This is a genomic window from Mesorhizobium sp. M7D.F.Ca.US.004.03.1.1 (assembly GCF_003998635.1).
GTDB classification, from domain to species: Bacteria; Pseudomonadota; Alphaproteobacteria; order Rhizobiales; family Rhizobiaceae; genus Mesorhizobium; species Mesorhizobium loti.
The window spans coordinates 1-17886 of the sequence record NZ_RZQG01000035.1 but is presented as its reverse complement, the minus strand read 5'-3'; the positions used below and the strand labels follow the sequence as shown (position 1 = coordinate 17886).

The window sequence follows — 17886 nt, the reverse complement described above, 5'->3', positions numbered from 1 at the left end:
GCTTAGCGAAGGCCGGGTACGCCGCGAAAAGGGCTACATGACATGACCCTGCTCCGGCGGCATTTTCTGGTGTTGTTGCTGATTGCCGGTGCCCTGTCTCTGGGTGTCTACATGAGCGGGGGCCGGGAAAGCGGCGCAATGGAGCAGTCGGCCCTACCGGCAGCGGAAAACCTGCCGGACTATCTGCGTCCAAAAAAGGATCCGGCATCTGGCACCATTTTCGTGCGGATCACCAAACCCGGAATCCTCGGCTCAGGGATCACATGCGGCAGGAACTATTGTAGCCACCGTTATTCAAGCGCCCAGGCGTGGAATGCGGACCAAAGCCTTTTCCTTATCGCCAATGGTTGTGGGGGCATGTGCTTTCTCGACGGGCGTACCTATGTTCCAATGTTCCGCCGCGATCGCTCGACCGAATGCGAATGGCATCCCAAGGATCCCAATCTGATGATTTGCGTGGGTGGTCGGCGGATTTCGACCTGGGCGCCACGCACCGACCATGAAGAGGTGGTGTTCGTCTCGTCAGCCTATGACGATCTGCAGTTCGGGCCGTACAAGGGCAATCCGAGCCTCGACGGCAACCGCATTGCGGTGCTTGCGACGCGCAATGACGGCAAAGCGGTGGTCTTTGGCTACGACCTCAGGCTGCAGCGGAAGTTTGCGGATATCGATCTGGCCCAGCTTCCGGGGACCACCCACTACTGCTCGATCTCTCCGTTAGGGATCAACATTCTGTGTTTCCAGGAATTGCCGGACGGTAATGAACCGAGCTTCATCTTTTCAATTGATGGCGCCTTGCGCCAGAAGTGGGCGGAGCATCATCGCCCCGGCCATGGCGATATGACGATCGATGCCGACGGCAGCGAAATCTACGTCGGCATAAGCAAATCGGATCCGGACAAGTATCAAGTGATCAAGCGGCGTTTGGGCGACGGCAAGGTCACCGCGCTGATGAAATATGGCGAAGCCCAGCATGCGTCCCTCAGATCTCTGGACAGGCCCGGCTGGGTGTTTGTCAGCTATGCCGGGATACCCGCCGAGGTATCGAAGCACAAGGATTGGGCGCCATATTCGCAGCAGGTCGTTGCGCTGCGCACGGACGGCAGCGGGGAGGTGCGCCGCATCGTCAACACGCTGAATGCTCCGTTTGACTACTGGAGCGAGACGCATGCCTCGCCGTCTCCAGACGGCTCACAGATAGTCTGGTCGAGCAATTGGGGCGTCCCCGGGGGCCCGGTCTACGATTTCGTTGCCCGTGTTGAATGGCCTCGGAGTTGATGTCGACGCAGAAGGAGATTGTCGCAGATGGCCTTCCCTGAACGAACCGCTCTTGCTTCAGTTGCCGTCATGTGCCTGACATCGATGGCTGTCGCCGGCGATATCGAACCTTATAAACTGTCACCTGGCGATGCCGTCGAGATCGGGATAGCGTCAATTGCGGATCGAACGCAGCGAGCTGTGGTCCAGATGGATGGCAATATCGCGCTTCCCGAAGTCGGAATGGTCATGGTCGCAGGCCTCACGGGGTCCGAATTGCAGACGCGCATGCAAACGCTTCTGCCGACCAAGATTTTTCATGTGCGCCTGCCCGACGGCAGGGAGCAAATGGTCGTTATCAAGCCAGACGATGTGACCGCAACCATCGCCGATTACCGTCCGATCTATGTGATGGGCGACGTGCTTACCCCGGGACAACAGGCCTATCGTCCGCTCATGACCGTGCGGCAGGCGCTCGCCGTCGCCGGCGGCTTCAGCCTTTTGCGGTCACGGGCGGGCCAGACCGGACCGGATCCGGTTGATCTCAGGCGAGACTACGAAACATTGTGGGGTGACTACACCAAGGACTATTTTCACGCCGCCCGGCTCCGCGCCGAACTTCAAGACCAGGCGGATTTCGACACGCAGATACCACAAGGATCACCTCTGTCTCCCAGTATAGGAGCAGCGATCGCCCAGGCCGAAGGAGATGGGCTGAAGATTGCGCTGAGCGATTTCCAGCAGGAGCAGGCTTTTCTTGAGAAGGGCGAGAAGGACACAGCGGATCAAATCGAGGTGTTGCAGAAGCGCGAACAGGTCGAGGCCGAGGGCGTGAAAGCGGATCAGGAAGACCTGGCGCGCGTAACAAAGGTTTTTGAGTCAGGTAACCTGACCAACAACCGGCTCGCCGATGTCAGACGCGCCTTGCTTCTCTCTTCAAGTGGCGCGCTTCAAACGTCGGTCGAACTCATGCGGGCGCGACGCCAGCAGGAGGACTATGTCAGGCAGCACGAGCGCAACGAGAATCAGAGGAAGATCGGTTTGCTGATCGATCTGAAGGATACCAACGCGCGGCTTGCCGACGTCACCACCAAACTCCACGCTGCCAGCGAGAAGCTGCAACCGACCGGGGCATCCGCCCAGCCATTGCCGATTGCCGGTGAAACAATCCGGGCGCAGGTCACGATCGTCCGCAAGATGAGCGAGGAGTGGCGCAAACTAGCGGCCGGTGAAGATACGATTGTGATGCCGGGGGACACCGTCGAGGCCAGGTTCAGCACTGATCTGCAAAGCGCGGCAGTCCAGTAGGCGGCCTCGATTGCGGGCCGATAACGATGGCTCGGGCTCACTGCTTCGTAAAGGCCATCGAACGCAACCGATCGGAAGATCACGGCAAGACCGAACTCCAGGCTCAACGGTTGCGGAAGTGAATCCTGAGTCGGGAACCGGCGTCTGCGTCCGGACGGGCGAAACGCCGCCGAAAAGGATTGTGGCGGTGCCGATCTGACTTGCAGCATGCGACATGCGCAGCCATCCATCTCACTTGAAATGGCGGCTTCTTCCCGTTTTCCACCGATTTAATATGTCAATTCCACGTTTCTCGGGCCGCCGTCACGATTTCGCTACATTTGGGCCAAAGGGCACATAAGTTAGCGGGGCGTAATATGATACAGCGAAGAGGGAACGCCCCTGAAAACCGAAAAACTGTCCTTGGCCGGTAAGGCCAGCGAGCTTGCGCGACGATTTCTCATCAGAAGTCACGAGCTATGAACCCCGGCGGAAAACTTTCGCCCGACCTGCGTGCCGCTATGCTGGGCTCCGCGCCTGCGCTGGTAGGCGTTGGCGCGTTCTCGGCGGTCATAAACATTCTCGCGCTGACCGGCTCCGTCTATATGCTGCAAATCTACGATCGCGTTTTGCCTTCGCAAAGTGTTCCGACACTTGTCGGATTTACGATCGGTATGCTGGGCCTTTACGCCGTTTATGGATTGCTGGATTTCGTGCGGCTTCGCCTGCTGGTTCGAATCGGCAATCGCCTCCATAAAACTCTGCAGCAACAGGTCTTCGCTCTCTCGCTTTCCCTGCCGCTCCTCGGCGGGCAGAATGCGAGCCGGCTGCAGCCGCTTCGCGATCTTGATCAGTTGCGCGCCTTCCTTTCCGGATTGGGGCCGACTGTCATCTTCGACGCTCCGTGGATACCATTCTATCTGCTGGTCATCTATCTGCTGCATCCGTCGCTCGGTCTGCTGGCAACGAGCGGTGCAATTGTTGTCGTGCTGCTCACCGTGATCGCGGAAATCCTTGGCCGCGGACCAGCCGCACGGGCGTCTGAGACACTCGTATCGCAACGCAACCTGGCCGATTCCGGCCGCCGCAATGCGGAGGTCGTGCGCGCCATGGGCCTTTCCGGGCGGCTCGCCGGGCGCTGGAGTGAGATCAATCACGCATATCTTGCGCACCAGGAGCGGCTCTCCGACATTGTCGGCGCCACTGGCTCACTGTCGAGGGCGCTCCGTATGGCTTTGCAGTCTTCTGTTCTGGGACTTGGTGCGTATCTCGTGATCGGGGGGGAGGCTTCGCCGGGTGTGATCATAGCATCGTCTATATTGCTCGGCCGCTCTTTGGCCCCAGTTGATGCGGCGCTCGCCAACTGGAGAGGGTTTGTCTCGTTCCGGCAGAGCTATTCCCAACTGACGGCGGCGCTCGCCGCCTTTGGCAGCCGCGGCGAGCTCATGCAACTGCCACGGCCAGAGGCGATGCTGGCGGTCGAGGATCTGACAATAGCGCCGCCAGGCCAGCAAAAGCCGACCGTGACCAACGTGAGCTTTCATTTATCCAGTGGGGCGGGGATGGCCATTGTCGGCCCAAGCGGTTCCGGCAAAACCACACTTGTGCGCGCGTTGGTGGGAGTGTGGCAGCCGCTGCGCGGAATGGTTCGATTGGACGAAGCTTCGCTTGATCAATGGGGCCATGAACAGCTTGGCGCCTATGTCGGCTACCTCCCACAGGACGTTGAATTGTTTGACGGAACCGTTGCCGACAACATTTCGCGATTTGGCGGCGCGGGCGACGCCAAGGGTGTGCTCGCAGCCGCCAGGGCCGCTGGCGTCGACAAGATGATCATGCGTTTGCCGGATGGTTTTCAAACACGCGTAGGCGAGGGAGGCGCAGCCCTGTCGTCCGGACAGAGGCAACTCGTCGGGCTCGCCAGGGCCCTTTATGGCGATCCATTCCTTGTCGTCCTCGACGAGCCCAATTCAAATCTGGACGTCGACGGCGACGCCGCGCTGGCCGGGGCGATCCTGGCGGTGCGCCGGCGTGGTGGCATTGTCATCGTTGTTGCCCACCGTCCTTCTGCCCTCACCAATATCGATAGCGTACTTGTCATGGCGAATGGGACGCTTCATTCGTTCGGCTCGCGCGAGGAAGTCTTGGCGAACGTTATCCGGCCATTCCCCTCCACCGCAGCCCGGTCTGCATCGGCCGTCCCGATGCAGAAAGGAATAAGCGGTCATGCGTGAGGTACTATCTTTTGTCTGATATTACCCTGTCGACATGCGCTCCGATTGGCGATGGAAACCGGAGGTCCGGGGCGAATGCAGTCGATGCGCGGGACGATATCCGAGCCAATCTCATTCTTGGCTTGGTGATCACGGCTCTGTTGATTGCCGGCGGAGGGCTTTGGCTGGGTTTGACCAAGATCGCCGGCGCGGTGATTGCGCCTGCCACCGTGGTGGTCGAAAGCAACACAAAAAAAGTCCAGCATCTGACCGGCGGCACGATCGGAGGCATCTTCGCACAAGACGGGGACCATGTGCGGGCTGGCGATGTGGTGGCCAGGCTGGACGACACGCTGACACGGGCCAACCTGCAGATAATCAGTGAGGATCTCGATCGCACGACCGTTCGTCTTGCCCGGCTGGAGGCAGAGCGACAAGGTCTGCCGGAAATGCAGCTTCCGTCCGGCCTTCGGATGCGCATGGGCGATCCGCAACTCGCAGCGCTCGTCAGCGGCGAGCGCGCCCTGTTCGAAAGCCGTGCAGCTGCGTTGACGGGACAGAAGGCGCAATTGCAAAGCCGCTCGAAGCAACTCGAACGTCAGATCGATGGCCTCAAGGCGCAACAGACCGCCGAAGACCAGTCCGTGGTCCTGCTGGACGGGGATCTTGCCGATATCCAAGCGCTCTTCTCAAAAAAATTGGTGCCCAAGGAGAGACTGAGCAACGTCAGATTGGATGCCACCCGGGCGCACGGAGAGTCAGGACGACTCGCGGCGGCGGTTGCTGAGGCGCAAGGCCGAATCAGCGAGACCGAACTGCAGGTCCTTCAGCTCGATGAACAAAGGCGCAGTGAGGTCACCAGCGAACTTCGTGAAACGGAAGCCAAGCAGACCGAACTCAACGAGCGCCAGGTTGTGGCGCAAGACGAGTTGACGAAAACGAGCATCCGCGCTCCGCAATCGGGCACGATACAGGAATCCTCCATCCACACAATTGGCGGCGTGATCGCTCCTGGGGAAGTGCTCATGATGATTGTCCCCGACGCCGACAACCTCGTCGTCGATGCGTTGATCCCCCCATCGCGCATAGATGACATTCGTCCCGGTCAACGGGTGTCGATCCGGTTCCCGGCTTTCGATGCCGGCACGACGCCGGCTTGCCAAGGATCGGTCAAGCGCATTTCGGCGGACCTGATCAAGGATCAACAACACCAGCTCTCGTATTTCTCGGCACGCGTCGACGTCGAGAACAAGGCGGCCTGCCTGACCGATGCCAAGGTGCTGAAACCGGGTATGCCGGCCGAGGTTCACATCAGGACCGACGAACGCTCGGTCTGGTCTTATCTCCTGAAGCCTCTTACCGATCAGATGTCGCGGGCCTTCCGCCAATGAGGCGGCGAACTGTTGGAAGCGAGCCGCAATTATGAGCAGCTCTTGCTCTTAAGACGCGGTGAACGTCCTCCGCCCAACGCGTAGTATGGCACGCGCCGCCCGCTCCGCCGTCACGGGAATCTTGGTCTCAACGCTCTCCTGCGGCCGGCGGACATCCAGTTGGATCTGATCGGATGCCCGGTGCAGCGAAAGCTGTGAAAAATTGGTGGTTCAGCTTGTCGGTCTCGGCCTCCTTGGTGAGGGCAGCCAACCTTCGGCAACCTGCCTTTCACCGCGTCGCTCCATTGGAGCCTGAATCTATCGATCTCATTCGAGGACTCGCTATTTGCCTTGATGTAAGCTCCAGTCGCGACTGGAGGCTCTGGATTTCAGAACGCAATCCTCGGATTGACGCGGACGGCCTTCGCTCTCCGCATCCTTGCCCCTCCATGATGCGGGCGGCAGCGCTGGCTCCGGTTGTCTGAACAGTTTCCCCCAAATGATAAGTGGCGTTCCGCCGGATTTCGATCATTCGATTGCGCTGGTGTCGTGTGTGACGCCGGGAGGGCGATAGACCGACCGTAGTCGCATCCACACCCGGCGGCGGAAATTCATGCCGCCGCCATGATGTCATCGGACCAAAGTCTGCCTCGTGTCCGGCATGCGCCGGTCAAGGCTGAAATAGGGGCGCGGTCGACTATAAAAATCCAGGTATCGGCCACGAGAAGGCGCGCGATAGCGACGCCGTCCTCGGCATTCAGATAGACTTCTTCACACTTGTCCAATTTCCAGATGCGCTCGACGAAGACATTGTCGCGCCATGCGCCCCTGCCATCCATGCTGATCGCTATTTCGTTGGGATCAGGACATCGGCGAAGAGCTCGCTGGTGGCTGCCCTGATCGGTGTCGCAAATGCCGGGCGCGCTACATTTTGTCAGGGCGTTGTTCAGCGCTTCGAGACAGAAGCCCGCTTCCATCGTAATCGACACGCGATAGCTGAGCACGCGCTGGCTGAACCAGTGGACGACGGCGGCCAGACGGACAAAGTCGCGCGCCAGCGAGATAAAGGTGATGTCCATCGCTAGATCTGGTTCGGACGATCGACCTTCAGAGCGGGGGAGATAGGGATAGATTGTTGCCTGGCGCGGGTTTCGAGGTGTTCGGTCGGCGATAGATCGCCTCGACGCCCATGCGCTTCATCAGCGACGCCCTCGCGGTTGGGAAATGTCGCGCACCCGCGAACGGGTATCTAGCTGCAGTTCATCGATGCGGCGCACCAGCGCGAGGTCCTTGGCTGACACCGGCCGCGCCTAGTGTGGGAAGGTCGTGGTTGCGGTCGATTATCGCTTTACGCTCAGCATGCCGGCCTTGATAAGCGCGCATTCCAAAAAACAATTCTCCAGTGCCAGCTCTCCGATCTTGGCGTGAAGGGCCTTCAAATCCACCGATGGCGCCTCGGCGCTCGCAACGCTCGAGCCGAAGACGCCGGCGGTGCCGTCAAGGAGTTGCGCCTTCCAGGCTGTGATTTGGTTCGGGTGAACATCGAAAAGCTTAGCGAACTCGGCCAGCGTCTTTTCGCCCTTGATGGCAGTCAGAGCCACCTTGGCCTTGAAAGCCGGTGTGTGGTCGCGTCGCGTGCGCTTCGTCATGGTCTCTCTTGATTCGCGGCAACCACGTTGCCGGTTTCCAGATTCGCAAAGCCAGCTCTGTCCCCATGACTTTCGCGTCCCCAGACAGATCAAGCGGCCCGACAGCTCTGGGTTGGGGCATCAGGCGGCCGGGCCTAACCGGCTGTTGGGGATGTGTCGTGGTTGCCGGCTGAGTCAAACTGCGCCTCGGCTGGCGGTCGCGCATCATTCAAACGAACACTCTTCGCCGGGGCGGGCTGCCTCAGCGATTGCGCAGGCCTGCTGCCTGGAGCTGCGCCCTCTCGGCCTCTTCGGATTTCAAAGCGCGACATTTCAGTTCCGATTAAGTCGGCCGGCTCCTCCAAACGAACGATCAGCCCGCAATCAAGGATGGGTAATGTGGTTTTCGGCAATAAGCCCGGATTATGCTGGCTATTGGGGACGAGGCCATGTGCGGTATTGTTGGAATCGTCGGCCATTCGCAGGTTGCGCCGCTCATCGTCGATGCGCTGAAGCGGCTGGAATATCGCGGGTATGACTCGGCCGGCGTCGCCACTATCGAGCATGGTGAGCTTGGCCGCCGCCGCGCCGGAGGCAAGCTGATCAATCTCGAGCGCCGGCTCAAGGACGATCCACTCGCCGGCACGATCGGCATCGGTCACACACGCTGGGCGACGCATGGCGTGCCCAACGAGACCAATGCGCATCCGCATTTTTCCGACGGCGTCGCCATCGTCCACAACGGCATCATCGAGAATTTCGCCGAACTGCGCGACGAGCTGATCCGCGACGGGTATTCTTTCTCATCGCAGACCGACACCGAAGTTGTGGCGCATCTGGTGGCGCGCGAACTGGCCAAGGGGCTGAAGCCGGTCGAGGCCGCGCACCAGGCGCTGAAGCGGCTGGAAGGCGCCTTCGCGCTGGCCATCATGTTCAAGGGCGACGAGGACCTGATCGTCGGTGCCCGCAATGGCCCGCCTTTGGCCGTCGGCCATGGCGATGGCGAGATGTTCCTGGGCTCCGACGCCATCGCGCTCGCCCCGTTCACCAATTCGATCACTTATCTCGAAGATGGCGACTGGGCGGTGGTGCGCCGCAACGGTGTTGAGATCTTCGATATCGACGGCAAAAAGGTCGACCGCAAGCGCCAGCAGTCGCTGTCGACCAGCTTCATGGTCGACAAGGGCAACCGGCGCCATTTCATGGAAAAGGAAATCCATGAGCAGCCCGAGGTGATCTCGCACACGCTGGCGAATTATCTGGATTTTGTCGGCGGCGTCTCCAAGCCGCTCGACCTGCCTTTCGATTTCGCAGAGATCAACCGGCTGGCGATTTCGGCCTGCGGTACGGCGTATCTCGCAGGCCTGATCGGCAAATACTGGTTCGAGCGCTACGCGCGGCTGCCGGTCGACATCGATGTCGCCTCCGAATTCCGCTACCGTGAAATGCCGTTGTCGAAGAATGATGCGGCCTTCTTCATCTCGCAATCGGGCGAGACCGCTGACACGCTGGCCTCGCTGCGCTACTGCCGCAAGGCGGGAATGAAGATCGGCGCGATCGTCAACGTGCGCGAATCGACCATGGCGCGCGAATCCGACGTGGTGCTGCCGACGCTGGCCGGGCCGGAGATCGGCGTTGCCTCCACCAAGGCCTTTACCTGTCAGCTTTCGGTCCTGGCATCGCTTGCGGTGCGCGCCGGCGTAGCCCGTGGCACGATCTCGAAGGAAGAGGAAAAGGCGCTGGTGCGCGCGCTTTCGGAAGCGCCGCGCTATGCCAACCAGGTGCTTAAGCTCGAAGAGCAGATCGAACGGATCGCGCGCGAACTCTCGCGCTACAAGGACGTGCTCTATCTCGGCCGCGACACCAATTTCCCGCTGGCCATGGAAGGCGCGTTGAAGCTCAAGGAAATCTCCTACATCCATGCCGAGGGCTATGCCGCGGGCGAGCTGAAGCATGGCCCGATCGCACTGATCGACGAGAACATGCCCGTCATCGTCATCGCGCCGCACGACCGTATTTTCGAAAAGACCGTGTCGAACATGCAGGAAGTGGCGGCGCGTGGCGGCAAGATCATCCTGATCACCGACAGCAAGGGTGCGGCGCTGACCAGCGTCAAGACGATGGAGACGATCGTGCTGCCCGACGTGCCGGAAATCATATCGCCGATCATCTACGCGTTGCCGATCCAGATGCTGGCCTACTTCACCGCCGTGTTCATGGGCACCGACGTCGACCAGCCGCGCAATCTGGCGAAATCGGTGACGGTGGAGTAGGTTTTGCGTCGCAAATTGGGAGATAGGGCCGCATGACATCCGCAGTCCAGTTCATCCTGGAGCATTCCTGCTTCAAGAATATCTCGTCCCGCTCGGCATGAGTGCCGGCGCGCTGGTGAAGCTCAATCTTCCAGGCACTCGTATCGAACGCATCAAGGGCTTTACCGCCATGTTGGGGGTTCCCCGCCGGGCCACCAAGGTCGCCGCATAATTGATCAGAAGGCGCCTGCGTTTCGGCTCGGCAGAACACTCATTGGGAGAGAAAGATGAAAACCCGCGCCGCTGTCGCTGCCGGAAAGCCGCTGGAGATCATGGAGGTCGACCGCGACGGTCCGCGCGAGGGCGAGGTGCTGGTGGAGATCAAGGCGATCGGCATCTGCCACACCGACGAATTCACGATGTCGGTCGCCGATCTCGAAGGCCTGTTTCCGGCGATCCTCGGCCATGAGGGCGCCAGCTTCGTTGTCGGCAAGGTGTCACCATGGTCAAGAAGGGCGATCACGCCATCCCGCTCCACACGCCCGAATGCCGGCAGTGCAGGTCGTGAAAAATGAACAATAAGCAGCGATTGTCGTCAGCGTAAAGTCAACAAGATGATCCTCGGTTCTGCTAGCCAGGAGAAGCAGAGCCCAGCCACGGTGAGACCGAACGCCGCAGACAACCATCCAGCAATAGCGGCCGTATGAATGTCTGAACCCTGGCGTCCGACAAAAAAACGGCAAAAGTGAATGCCGCCGTTCCATCATTGAGAATCAGCCTGAATGACCGAGATGCTGAAGTGTTCGGGCGCCGGCGTACGAAAGTCTCATGAAGGGACCCGCGGACCGCAGACGATTGCCTATGGGCATGGCCCGGCGCTCGTTGCCCTGGCTACTAGCTCCGGCGGCAGCCACTTCTCTCCGCGTGCGACCTGCCGCATGCAGTCCAAGAGTACTTCGGTGGCATACTCCTTTAAGAGGATGCCCCACACCCCCATTGAAATTGCGTCCGCGATCTGGCGGCCTGTTAGAGAGGCGGTGAGGAAAATTACCTTCACCGGTAACCGCTCCTGAAGAACGGTTCGCTGAATCGCCAGCCCGCCAACATTCGGCATGGAGACATCAAGCACGGCCAGATCGGGTCGGAGATCGCTAATGAGCGATAACGCTTGCACCCCGCTCGCCGTTGCTGCCAGCACATTGAAATCCGGCGCGGCTTTCAGCACACCCTGCAATCCGCGAAGCAGCAAAGGATGATCGTCAGCGAGGACAACCGAATACATTGTCGCGCTACCTGGCCCGGGGCAATGCAATGCGCAGGCCAGTCCCGGCGACACACCGCAAGCTGTCAGGTTACCCTTGAGTTCGCTAACCCGCGCGTACAGCGTCTGAGTAACAAAGCCAAAAACGGGGCTTGCCATGCGAACTCCTTTTCGCGCGATCCTTGCATCGCGATCGGCGGAGCCACACAACAGTCAACGCGGGGCGCAACCATGATCGCTACAATCGGCTCGCAGCGCGAACCGCTGTGTCGCGAACGAGCCACGATCCATTTCGAGGAACCGGACAAGAAAGAATAAGAGACCAACGGGGCGATTGCACCGTACCAATAGGTGGTAGTCCAGCTATTTCAGCACGTCCAATCTGCTAGGCCATGAACTCATAAACCCGGGCAGGCGAGCTAGGAGGGCTGCGGTTTGCCGGCTACCGGCTTTGGGATGAGATGTGGTCGATCACGCCGCTTCCTTCCACATAGTGGATCATGCCCGCTGCGGCGGTTTCGATCATGACGCCGGATGACAGAGTGCCGCCGCCGAGCATTTCGGTCGTAGGCATGTCCCAAGTGTCATAGCCTACTGCAAACTCGCGGGTATCAAAATCGCAGACAATCAAGCCTCTCATGCCATCGGCGACTACCTCGTCGCCAACTTTCATCTTCTGCCCCGTCGCGTATTGCATCTTGCTACCTCTTCACAGGTCCGTATGCAGCGACTGGCATAATGTCCGCGTCGACCGTGCTCGCGCAAGTATGGAGCTTTCATGTTCCGCCAGTTTGTGATTCAGACTGCCCATGCGCCGATACGATCTGACCGACTTCGAGTGGCATGTGATCGAGCCGCTCTTGCCCAACGGGCCGAGAGGCGTGCCGTGCTACAACCGCTTCGTGCGATGACGAAAAGCAGATCTGTGGGACCGGCTGATGGACGCCGTTACGGCCGCGCATGACGGCGACATCCAGATGATCGACAGCACATCTGTCGCCGCCACCACTGCAACTCAAATGGCTGTATGCGCTATGGCCGGGTAGCGCCACAACTGGCAAGGCAGGAGCTGCAGGGGTTCCAACGCCTCAGCAAGTCCCGCGATCCCTAGGGGCGCCGCGCCGCGGCCGTGAATGGGGCGGCGGGGTTCTACCCTATTGCCGGCGGCTCAAAGGCTGCGTCAGCTCCAGACGCTCGGAAGAAGTGCGGTTGTGTTCCACTGCTTGCGCTCGAGTGTCGAATGGAATCGCCACCGTGCTGCCATCGACTATGGCGACAGCCAGGAAGGGGAGCCCGCTCACCGGAGGCGAATAGACAGTATACGTCGGACTTTTCATTAGGTGATGCTAACATAATGATAGCGGGTGATCAATCTTTGGCGTCCGGGATGCCGATCACCCGGTGCCCGGGGGGTGGGCAAGGTGTGAACGGCACCGCGCCGGGATCAATGGATCGGGACGGCGCCGTCCAAGAGGCCTGCGGCTGGTTAACCTCGTCGATTGCCCTAGCTCTCTGGTTGGAGAGGAGACTGGATATGGCAATTTATGGTCTGAGGGTGATCAGCTTCATCTTCGTCGCATTGGCCTTTGTCCCGGCCGCAGCGCACTTCTTCTCGATGTTCAACAAGATGAAGCTCGACGGGACGAGCTATCTGGCCGCGCAACGCGCCTATGATGGCTGGAGCCTGTTCGGCATCGTCGTGCTCGGGGCATTGCTCTCCACAGCCGCCCTGGCAGTCTTGCTTTACCGGTCAGGTGGGGCTTTCGGCCTTGTTGTCCTTGCCTTCATCAGCATCGGTGCCACCCAACTTGCCTTCTGGACGCTGACCTATCCGATCAACCAGGCAACCCGGAACTGGACCGTTCTGCCCGAAAACTGGGAGCTGCTGCGGCGCCAGTGGGAATATTCGCACGCCATCGCCGCCGGCCTCAATGCCTTGGCGTTGCTGGTGCTTTTCATATCAGCGCTTCGCGCAGCGGTGCGTTGAACGACCACGTCTTCACCAGCGCATAACGCAGTCCATCAGTGCATAGGCTCGCGGACCAACTGGAACTTTCTGATTTCGGCGTGCTGATCGATCAATGCAAGCAAATCCGTTGCGGGCCGCTACGGTCCGGCCGGGTCCAGCCAATTTCGAAGGAAAACACCGCGTCGTCGCGATCCGGGCCACGTTCAAGCCCGACCAACCGCGCCCGGTAGCCGAGCGGCTTGACGATTTCGGGTAGATCGTCCGCCTTTCCATCCTTGCATGCGACATCCAGTTCAGCACGATGGTCGCGTGGAATACGCACGTCGATCCATTTCAAAACGAGAACCGTCAACAAGGTCAGCAGCGTTCTGGCTGCGCCTAATCCGTATTGACCACCACCGAATGCCAAGCCGATCGCCGTCATTACCCACAAAGTCGCGGCCGTGGTGACCCCACTGACAAGGTTGCCACGACGAAGGATGGCGCCGCCGCCGATGAAGCCGACGCCGGTCAGCACGCCAAGCCGAAAGCGCAACACATCCATCGAGGCAAAGGAGTCGGGGCTCTTGCCGCCAACTCCCAGCAAAGTATTTGCCTGGACCATCGTGAGGGCGGCGGCCAGTCCGACGAGGATAGTCGTTCTGCCGAATGACCGCGCGCTTCGCGATCAAGTCCTATCATCGCAGCGGCAAGCACAGTCAAAACCAACCGCGCCGCGATATCTTGCCAGTCTGGATTTAGAGGCATTGGACGGAACCGAATTGGAAGGTCGATTGTCGTGCAATCCAATTCTGGGGCGCGCGTTAGGTTCCCGAGCCGTGTCGGGGCGCTCTCGCAACGGCGGTAGCAAATTGAAATCCGCAGTACTAGCGGCGCGGGCGGCGCAACGGGATGCGCACGACGTTCTCCGATCCTGGCAGATCAAAGGCCATGGCTAGTTGGCGTACGGCGGCCATCTCCACGATCAGTTCTTCGATCGAAAGATCCGGCAGACCGGTCTTCACCCTCTGCCGCACCCGGATCGCAAGCTCATGAACCCGCACCGGGACGAAAAGCGGGCTGTCGTCCAGCAGCTTGCCGATTTCGATCACCACATCGGCATCAATGTCTTTTGGCAATTCCCGCATGGGCGTCACCTTGTTTTCGGGCAACAGCCCAAGCATTGCCCAGGCAATGGGATCGGAGAGGAACATGCCGGGGCCCCGATCGATGGCCAGATTCATAAATCCGCCGGCGTCGGTGTGTCACGAAGAAATGTCGGTACGGAAAATACCAAGCGGGTTCTTCGCGCAATCCACAAGCGCCTTGCCCAAGATCGCGGCTTCGGCAGCGGCCGAAGGGAACAAAAAATATCATCTGGAATTGAGACTGATGGATCGGAGGATCGAGTCATGGACAGCAGGGAAGAGCGCATAAAACGGCGAGCCTATGAAATCTGGGAGCGAGAGGGCCGACCGACCGGACGAGAGCAGGAACACTGGGACCAGGCCGTGCAGGAAATAGAGGCGGAAGGCCCGGAGGCGGAACACGAAGCGGCCGGTCCAGTGGTGGGAGTTGGCTCGAAAAGCACCAGCGGCTGAAGACCAAGCCAGGCAACCAATACGCCTGAGCTTCGTTGGTCGATATCAACCAGAGGAGGCCTCGACAATGAAAACCTTGTCATTGCTGATCTTGGTCGCTGGTCTCACGCTTGCTGGTTGCGACAACAACACCGAGCCGATGAAAGCCAACGCCGACGCGGTCAACAAGAACCCACAGGTCGATCAGGATGTCAGGCCGCAGTCCACGACCGGCGGTGATCAGCCAGCTACCGTGCCTGCGAGCAAATGACCTTCGATCTCTTAACGCCTGTTGGCAAGGAGAACCAATATGCAAGCTTCAGTCGCAACTGCAACACGCCACCCGCGCCAACTGACCATAGAGCCGTTTGCCGGCACAGTGACCGTGCGATTTTCAGACGCCATAGTCGCAGCCACGGACCGAGCCAAGGTGCTGCGGGAAGAGGGATGTGAGCCTGTCTTCTACATCCCTTTCGAAGATATCTATTTCGACCTTTTCGAAAAGACCGACACCACGAGCGAAAGCCCGATGAAAGGCACCGCCAGCTACTGGCGCGTCCATGCCGTAGGAAGCTCGGCCGACGATTTCATGTGGGCATATGAAACTCCCGACACTGCGGCGAGGGCAATCGCGGGTCACGGCGCGTTCGATCCTGAAAAGGCGCGCATTGATGTCGAGCCGTCGGAAGACAAGCGGCATACGCCCCACGTCTTGGAGTAGATCGCTCGTGCGCACACCGGGCCGGGCTGAGGCTTCGGGTATGCTAGCGGCGCGGAAACTCCTCATCAAGAATGCGTAGTGCCTCTTCGTATTTGACAGTCGATGCCCCAACTTGTCGCGCCTGCCAGACATTGTCTTCCAGATCCGCACGCTTCACCGGCAGAGCCAATGGGTTCGATGCGGCTCGTCGCACGAAGGCGAAATATTCCTCGCCATCTCTGCGCGACATGGCGTCGACAGCAGAAGCGACCGTCGGACCGAAGCCCGCTTCCTCGAGCTTGGTCCGCGTCCAGCCATCGCCCTTTTCCAGCACGTCATGGAGATAGGCGACGACCTTCTGATCCATGGTCTCGACTGCATCAACGACACGCCGGCAATGCTCGATGTAAGGCTGCCCGGTCTTGTCGCGTTGCGACGCATGGACCTCTTCCGCGATCTTGGCCGCGCGGTAAAAGATGCTCATCTGGCTTCCTCTTCAGGCAATGGTTTCACCATCGCTCCTCGGTATCGCGGTGCGGCAGGTCTATTCCACAGCAAACCCAGGCAAGTCGCTGCCCCGACCCATAGTTGTAGCGCGGCTCCAGGTGGGCCGGATCGTCGAACGTCCCAACATGCAGCGCGATCTCGCCGGGCGATGCGTCATAGAAAAGGCTGAGCGGCGATCCGCAGGTGGAGCAGAAACCCCTCTGGGCGATCGGCGAGGACCTGCGATAGGTTGGCGTCGCATTGATCCAGACGACGCTGTGAGAAGGAACCCAGGCCAGGACCGCGAAGGCGCTGCCGGTCGCTCGCCGGCACATGTCGCAATGGCAGTAATGCACTCTCGGTTCGCCTCCAACGCGAAAGCGGACCGTGCCGCAGAGACATCCTCCGCTCAGTTCCATGTTGGTGTCCCGGCTGATTTACGGCCCCCGTCGCGTGGTTTCATGCGAGTAGCTCCATTCGTCTCAGCGGAAACGCCACGCATTTGCGTCGGTTCCTGGTGCCATCTCAGGAACCAGTCCCGGACACCTGGCGTTGCGTGTCTTTGCTAGGAAGCTGTCGTGGACACATACTGCCGGTTGGAGACGCGCTGATGTCGATGCCAGGCTTGGCCTATGGTCCCCTTGGCGATCGATGCATGCATGTCTGCGTGGATATGCAGAGGCTGTTTGCCGAGCCGTCTCAATGGGCAACACCCTGGATCACCCGTGTCCTCCCACAAATCGAAAGACTGGTCGAAAGACGCGCACCGCAGACGGTCTTTACGCGGTTCCTGCCCGCCCGAAAGGCGGGGCAGGGCGTCGGCACGTGGAAGCGCTACTACGAGCGCTGGGCTTCGATGACGATCGAGACGATCGGACCCGAAATGGCCGAACTGTTGCCGTCATTGGCCAATTATTGCCCGCCAGCCGCAATCATCGACAAGCACATCTACTCGCCCTGGTTCGAAGGGAGCCTCAGAGCTCTTCTGATGGCACGCGATATCGATACACTGGTCATCACGGGTGGCGAAACAGATGTATGCGTTCTGGCCACGGTGCTCGGGGCCATCGACTTCGGCTATCGCGTGGTTCTGGTCACGGACGCGCTGTGCAGCTCTTCCGACGCAACCCACGACGCGCTGCTGACCGTCTATCATCAGCGGTTTGCGCAGCAGGTCGAGACAGTCGAGATGGAGACGGTTCTCTCGAGCTGGACGTGAACCCGCACTGCCGACCGCTCCTTGAAGCTCAAGCGTCCAGGTTGATCAGCGCAACCCCGAGTTCCGGACGCTTGCTGCGGCGTAGATGGCCTGGGGCTTCCACCAGCGTGACTTCCAGCGTTGGCCGAACGATGCCTTCAAGAAGGTGCCCACCTCTTGTGCTTCCGTCGCTCAATCCGAGCACCGCATGGACATGCACGCTGGGCTTGCCATCGTCGCCCAGCGCGATATCGCCGATCGCGCTCAGCACTTCGCATTGTTCGTCGATCGGAATCTTGCGGTAGGTCTTCGCTTTCAGGTCAAACCAGCCGACGGTCGCTCGCTCGAACGCACCGATGGCGGTCAAGGAAGCGCTGCCGATCTTCTGGTCGACCGCGAAGGCGGTAAGCCCGCCGAATGCTTCTTCTCCGGGGTCCAGCACCACGACGAATGTCCTTTGTCCGCTGACCTCGTTGACGAGTTGGGATTTCATGCTGATGCTCCGAGGGTCCCAGTCAATGGGCGCGGTGTTCGGCGTTTCGTTTGCGGGTTGCCGCGGCCTTCTTGGCCGATTCCGATCGGCTTGCAGATGAGCGTGACGCCGAGGCCTTGCCGCCGATTCTGCCGCCCTTGTGTGCCGCCGGATTGCCTGTGTGCTCGCCGCGTCCGGAGCCGCCTTCCTTCTTGCCGCCGCCATCATCCTTGT

At 60.1% G+C, this 17886-nt stretch carries 16 protein-coding genes and 6 pseudogenes; 13 read left to right on the top strand and 9 right to left on the bottom strand.

Translation table 11 applies throughout. The annotated features are described in order from the left end of the window. Positions 1 to 42: 42 nt before the first annotated feature. The 4 genes from EN935_RS04295 (at position 43) to EN935_RS04280 (ending at position 6148) form a co-directional block, all read left to right on the top strand. Positions 43 to 1278, top strand: a complete 1236-nt coding sequence (locus tag EN935_RS04295) for a hypothetical protein (RefSeq protein ID WP_126067747.1) — start codon at positions 43 to 45, stop codon at positions 1276 to 1278. A gap of 27 nt (positions 1279 to 1305) precedes the next feature. Next, positions 1306 to 2565 (top strand): polysaccharide biosynthesis/export family protein, encoded by a 1260-nt coding sequence (locus EN935_RS04290; protein ID WP_127262163.1) that lies wholly within the window; start codon positions 1306 to 1308, stop codon positions 2563 to 2565. A 458-nt stretch (positions 2566 to 3023) separates the two neighbouring features. Continuing rightward, entirely contained in the window at positions 3024 to 4778 is a 1755-nt protein-coding gene (locus EN935_RS04285) for a type I secretion system permease/ATPase (protein ID WP_127262162.1), read from the top strand. Then, positions 4775 to 6148 carry an HlyD family type I secretion periplasmic adaptor subunit gene (locus EN935_RS04280; protein WP_281040305.1) on the top strand — a complete coding sequence of 458 codons (1374 nt, stop codon included), beginning with the start codon at positions 4775 to 4777 and terminating at the stop codon, positions 6146 to 6148. Before EN935_RS04285 ends, EN935_RS04280 begins: the two co-directional genes overlap by 4 nt. A gap of 609 nt (positions 6149 to 6757) precedes the next feature. On the opposite strand, the pseudogene EN935_RS04275 reads toward EN935_RS04280, so the two are convergent. Then, positions 6758 to 7776: pseudogene (locus tag EN935_RS04275) on the bottom strand (transposase). Positions 7777 to 8204: 428 nt separating this feature from the next. Here EN935_RS04275 and glmS point away from each other — a divergent pair. From glmS to EN935_RS04260, 3 genes and pseudogenes are all read left to right on the top strand, one after another. After that, positions 8205 to 10028 (top strand): glutamine--fructose-6-phosphate transaminase (isomerizing), encoded by a 1824-nt coding sequence (gene glmS / locus EN935_RS04270; RefSeq protein WP_127373182.1) that lies wholly within the window; start codon positions 8205 to 8207, stop codon positions 10026 to 10028. A gap of 37 nt (positions 10029 to 10065) precedes the next feature. Then, a pseudogene (locus EN935_RS41815) lies at positions 10066 to 10182 on the top strand (addiction module antidote protein, HigA family); the annotation flags it as partial. A gap of 112 nt (positions 10183 to 10294) precedes the next feature. Next, positions 10295 to 10572: pseudogene (locus tag EN935_RS04260) on the top strand (alcohol dehydrogenase catalytic domain-containing protein); the annotation flags it as partial. A 294-nt stretch (positions 10573 to 10866) separates the two neighbouring features. Here EN935_RS04260 and EN935_RS04255 read toward each other — a convergent pair. Then, positions 10867 to 11427 carry a response regulator transcription factor gene (locus tag EN935_RS04255; protein ID WP_245468584.1) on the bottom strand — a complete coding sequence of 187 codons (561 nt, stop codon included), beginning with the start codon at positions 11425 to 11427 and terminating at the stop codon, positions 10867 to 10869. A gap of 283 nt (positions 11428 to 11710) precedes the next feature. Continuing rightward, positions 11711 to 11965 (bottom strand): hypothetical protein, encoded by a 255-nt coding sequence (locus tag EN935_RS04250; RefSeq protein ID WP_126067752.1) that lies wholly within the window; start codon positions 11963 to 11965, stop codon positions 11711 to 11713. A 112-nt stretch (positions 11966 to 12077) separates the two neighbouring features. On the opposite strand from EN935_RS04250, the pseudogene EN935_RS04245 reads away from it, so the two are divergent. Both EN935_RS04245 and EN935_RS04240 read left to right on the top strand, forming a co-directional pair. Continuing rightward, positions 12078 to 12266, top strand: a pseudogene (locus tag EN935_RS04245) (IS5/IS1182 family transposase); the annotation flags it as partial. Positions 12267 to 12691: 425 nt separating this feature from the next. Continuing rightward, positions 12692 to 13255, top strand: coding sequence for a hypothetical protein (locus EN935_RS04240; protein WP_245463001.1), 564 nt, complete (start codon positions 12692 to 12694; stop codon positions 13253 to 13255). 91 nt (positions 13256 to 13346) lie between these two features. Here EN935_RS04240 and EN935_RS04235 read toward each other — a convergent pair. Together EN935_RS04235 and EN935_RS04230 are read right to left on the bottom strand one after the other, a co-directional pair. Next, positions 13347 to 13984 (bottom strand): annotated as a pseudogene (locus tag EN935_RS04235) (MgtC/SapB family protein). A gap of 119 nt (positions 13985 to 14103) precedes the next feature. Further along, positions 14104 to 14460: a hypothetical protein gene (locus EN935_RS04230; protein WP_245463002.1), complete on the bottom strand. Its 357-nt coding sequence runs from the start codon at positions 14458 to 14460 to the stop codon at positions 14104 to 14106. Positions 14461 to 14628: 168 nt separating this feature from the next. Between EN935_RS04230 and EN935_RS04225 the strand changes: the two genes are divergently transcribed. The 3 genes from EN935_RS04225 to EN935_RS04215 all read left to right on the top strand — a co-directional run bounded on the left by EN935_RS04225 (position 14629) and on the right by EN935_RS04215 (position 15517). Next, entirely contained in the window at positions 14629 to 14817 is a 189-nt protein-coding gene (locus EN935_RS04225; RefSeq protein ID WP_127262160.1) for a DUF2934 domain-containing protein, read from the top strand. Between the two features lie 67 nt (positions 14818 to 14884). After that, the gene (locus EN935_RS04220) at positions 14885 to 15067 is read left to right on the top strand and encodes a hypothetical protein (RefSeq protein WP_127262159.1); all 183 of its coding nucleotides are present in this window, start codon (positions 14885 to 14887) and stop codon (positions 15065 to 15067) included. Between the two features lie 39 nt (positions 15068 to 15106). After that, positions 15107 to 15517: a DUF427 domain-containing protein gene (locus EN935_RS04215; RefSeq protein WP_109672700.1), complete on the top strand. Its 411-nt coding sequence runs from the start codon at positions 15107 to 15109 to the stop codon at positions 15515 to 15517. Between the two features lie 43 nt (positions 15518 to 15560). On the opposite strand, the gene EN935_RS04210 is transcribed toward EN935_RS04215, so the two are convergent. Further along, the gene (locus EN935_RS04210; RefSeq protein WP_127262158.1) at positions 15561 to 15980 is read right to left on the bottom strand and encodes an HD domain-containing protein; all 420 of its coding nucleotides are present in this window, start codon (positions 15978 to 15980) and stop codon (positions 15561 to 15563) included. 25 nt (positions 15981 to 16005) lie between these two features. After that, the gene (locus EN935_RS04205) at positions 16006 to 16338 is read right to left on the bottom strand and encodes a GFA family protein (protein ID WP_206534493.1); all 333 of its coding nucleotides are present in this window, start codon (positions 16336 to 16338) and stop codon (positions 16006 to 16008) included. Between the two features lie 254 nt (positions 16339 to 16592). On the opposite strand from EN935_RS04205, the gene EN935_RS04200 reads away from it, so the two are divergent. Further along, a complete protein-coding gene (locus tag EN935_RS04200; protein WP_127262156.1) occupies positions 16593 to 17201 on the top strand; it encodes an isochorismatase family cysteine hydrolase in 609 nt (202 codons plus the stop codon). A 28-nt stretch (positions 17202 to 17229) separates the two neighbouring features. On the opposite strand, the gene EN935_RS04195 is transcribed toward EN935_RS04200, so the two are convergent. Both EN935_RS04195 and EN935_RS04190 read right to left on the bottom strand, forming a co-directional pair. Further along, on the bottom strand, positions 17230 to 17673 hold the full coding sequence (locus EN935_RS04195; protein ID WP_127262155.1) for a PPC domain-containing DNA-binding protein: 444 nt from the start codon (positions 17671 to 17673) through the stop codon (positions 17230 to 17232). Positions 17674 to 17695: 22 nt separating this feature from the next. Then, positions 17696 to 17886: pseudogene (locus tag EN935_RS04190) on the bottom strand (plasmid stabilization protein); the annotation flags it as partial.

Coding starts and splice junctions, on each gene's coding strand:
- EN935_RS04220 (WP_127262159.1), top strand. CDS start 14,885: ATGAAAACCTTGTCATTGCTGATCTTGGTCGCTGGTCTCACGCTTGCT.
- EN935_RS04230 (WP_245463002.1), bottom strand. CDS start 14,460: ATGAATCTGGCCATCGATCGGGGCCCCGGCATGTTCCTCTCCGATCCC.
- EN935_RS04200 (WP_127262156.1), top strand. CDS start 16,593: ATGTCGATGCCAGGCTTGGCCTATGGTCCCCTTGGCGATCGATGCATG.
- EN935_RS04255 (WP_245468584.1), bottom strand. CDS start 11,427: ATGGCAAGCCCCGTTTTTGGCTTTGTTACTCAGACGCTGTACGCGCGG.
- EN935_RS04195 (WP_127262155.1), bottom strand. CDS start 17,673: ATGAAATCCCAACTCGTCAACGAGGTCAGCGGACAAAGGACATTCGTC.
- EN935_RS04210 (WP_127262158.1), bottom strand. CDS start 15,980: ATGAGCATCTTTTACCGCGCGGCCAAGATCGCGGAAGAGGTCCATGCG.
- EN935_RS04215 (WP_109672700.1), top strand. CDS start 15,107: ATGCAAGCTTCAGTCGCAACTGCAACACGCCACCCGCGCCAACTGACC.
- EN935_RS04250 (WP_126067752.1), bottom strand. CDS start 11,965: ATGCAATACGCGACGGGGCAGAAGATGAAAGTTGGCGACGAGGTAGTC.
- EN935_RS04295 (WP_126067747.1), top strand. CDS start 43: ATGACCCTGCTCCGGCGGCATTTTCTGGTGTTGTTGCTGATTGCCGGT.
- glmS (WP_127373182.1), top strand. CDS start 8,205: ATGTGCGGTATTGTTGGAATCGTCGGCCATTCGCAGGTTGCGCCGCTC.
- EN935_RS04290 (WP_127262163.1), top strand. CDS start 1,306: ATGGCCTTCCCTGAACGAACCGCTCTTGCTTCAGTTGCCGTCATGTGC.
- EN935_RS04285 (WP_127262162.1), top strand. CDS start 3,024: ATGAACCCCGGCGGAAAACTTTCGCCCGACCTGCGTGCCGCTATGCTG.
- EN935_RS04225 (WP_127262160.1), top strand. CDS start 14,629: ATGGACAGCAGGGAAGAGCGCATAAAACGGCGAGCCTATGAAATCTGG.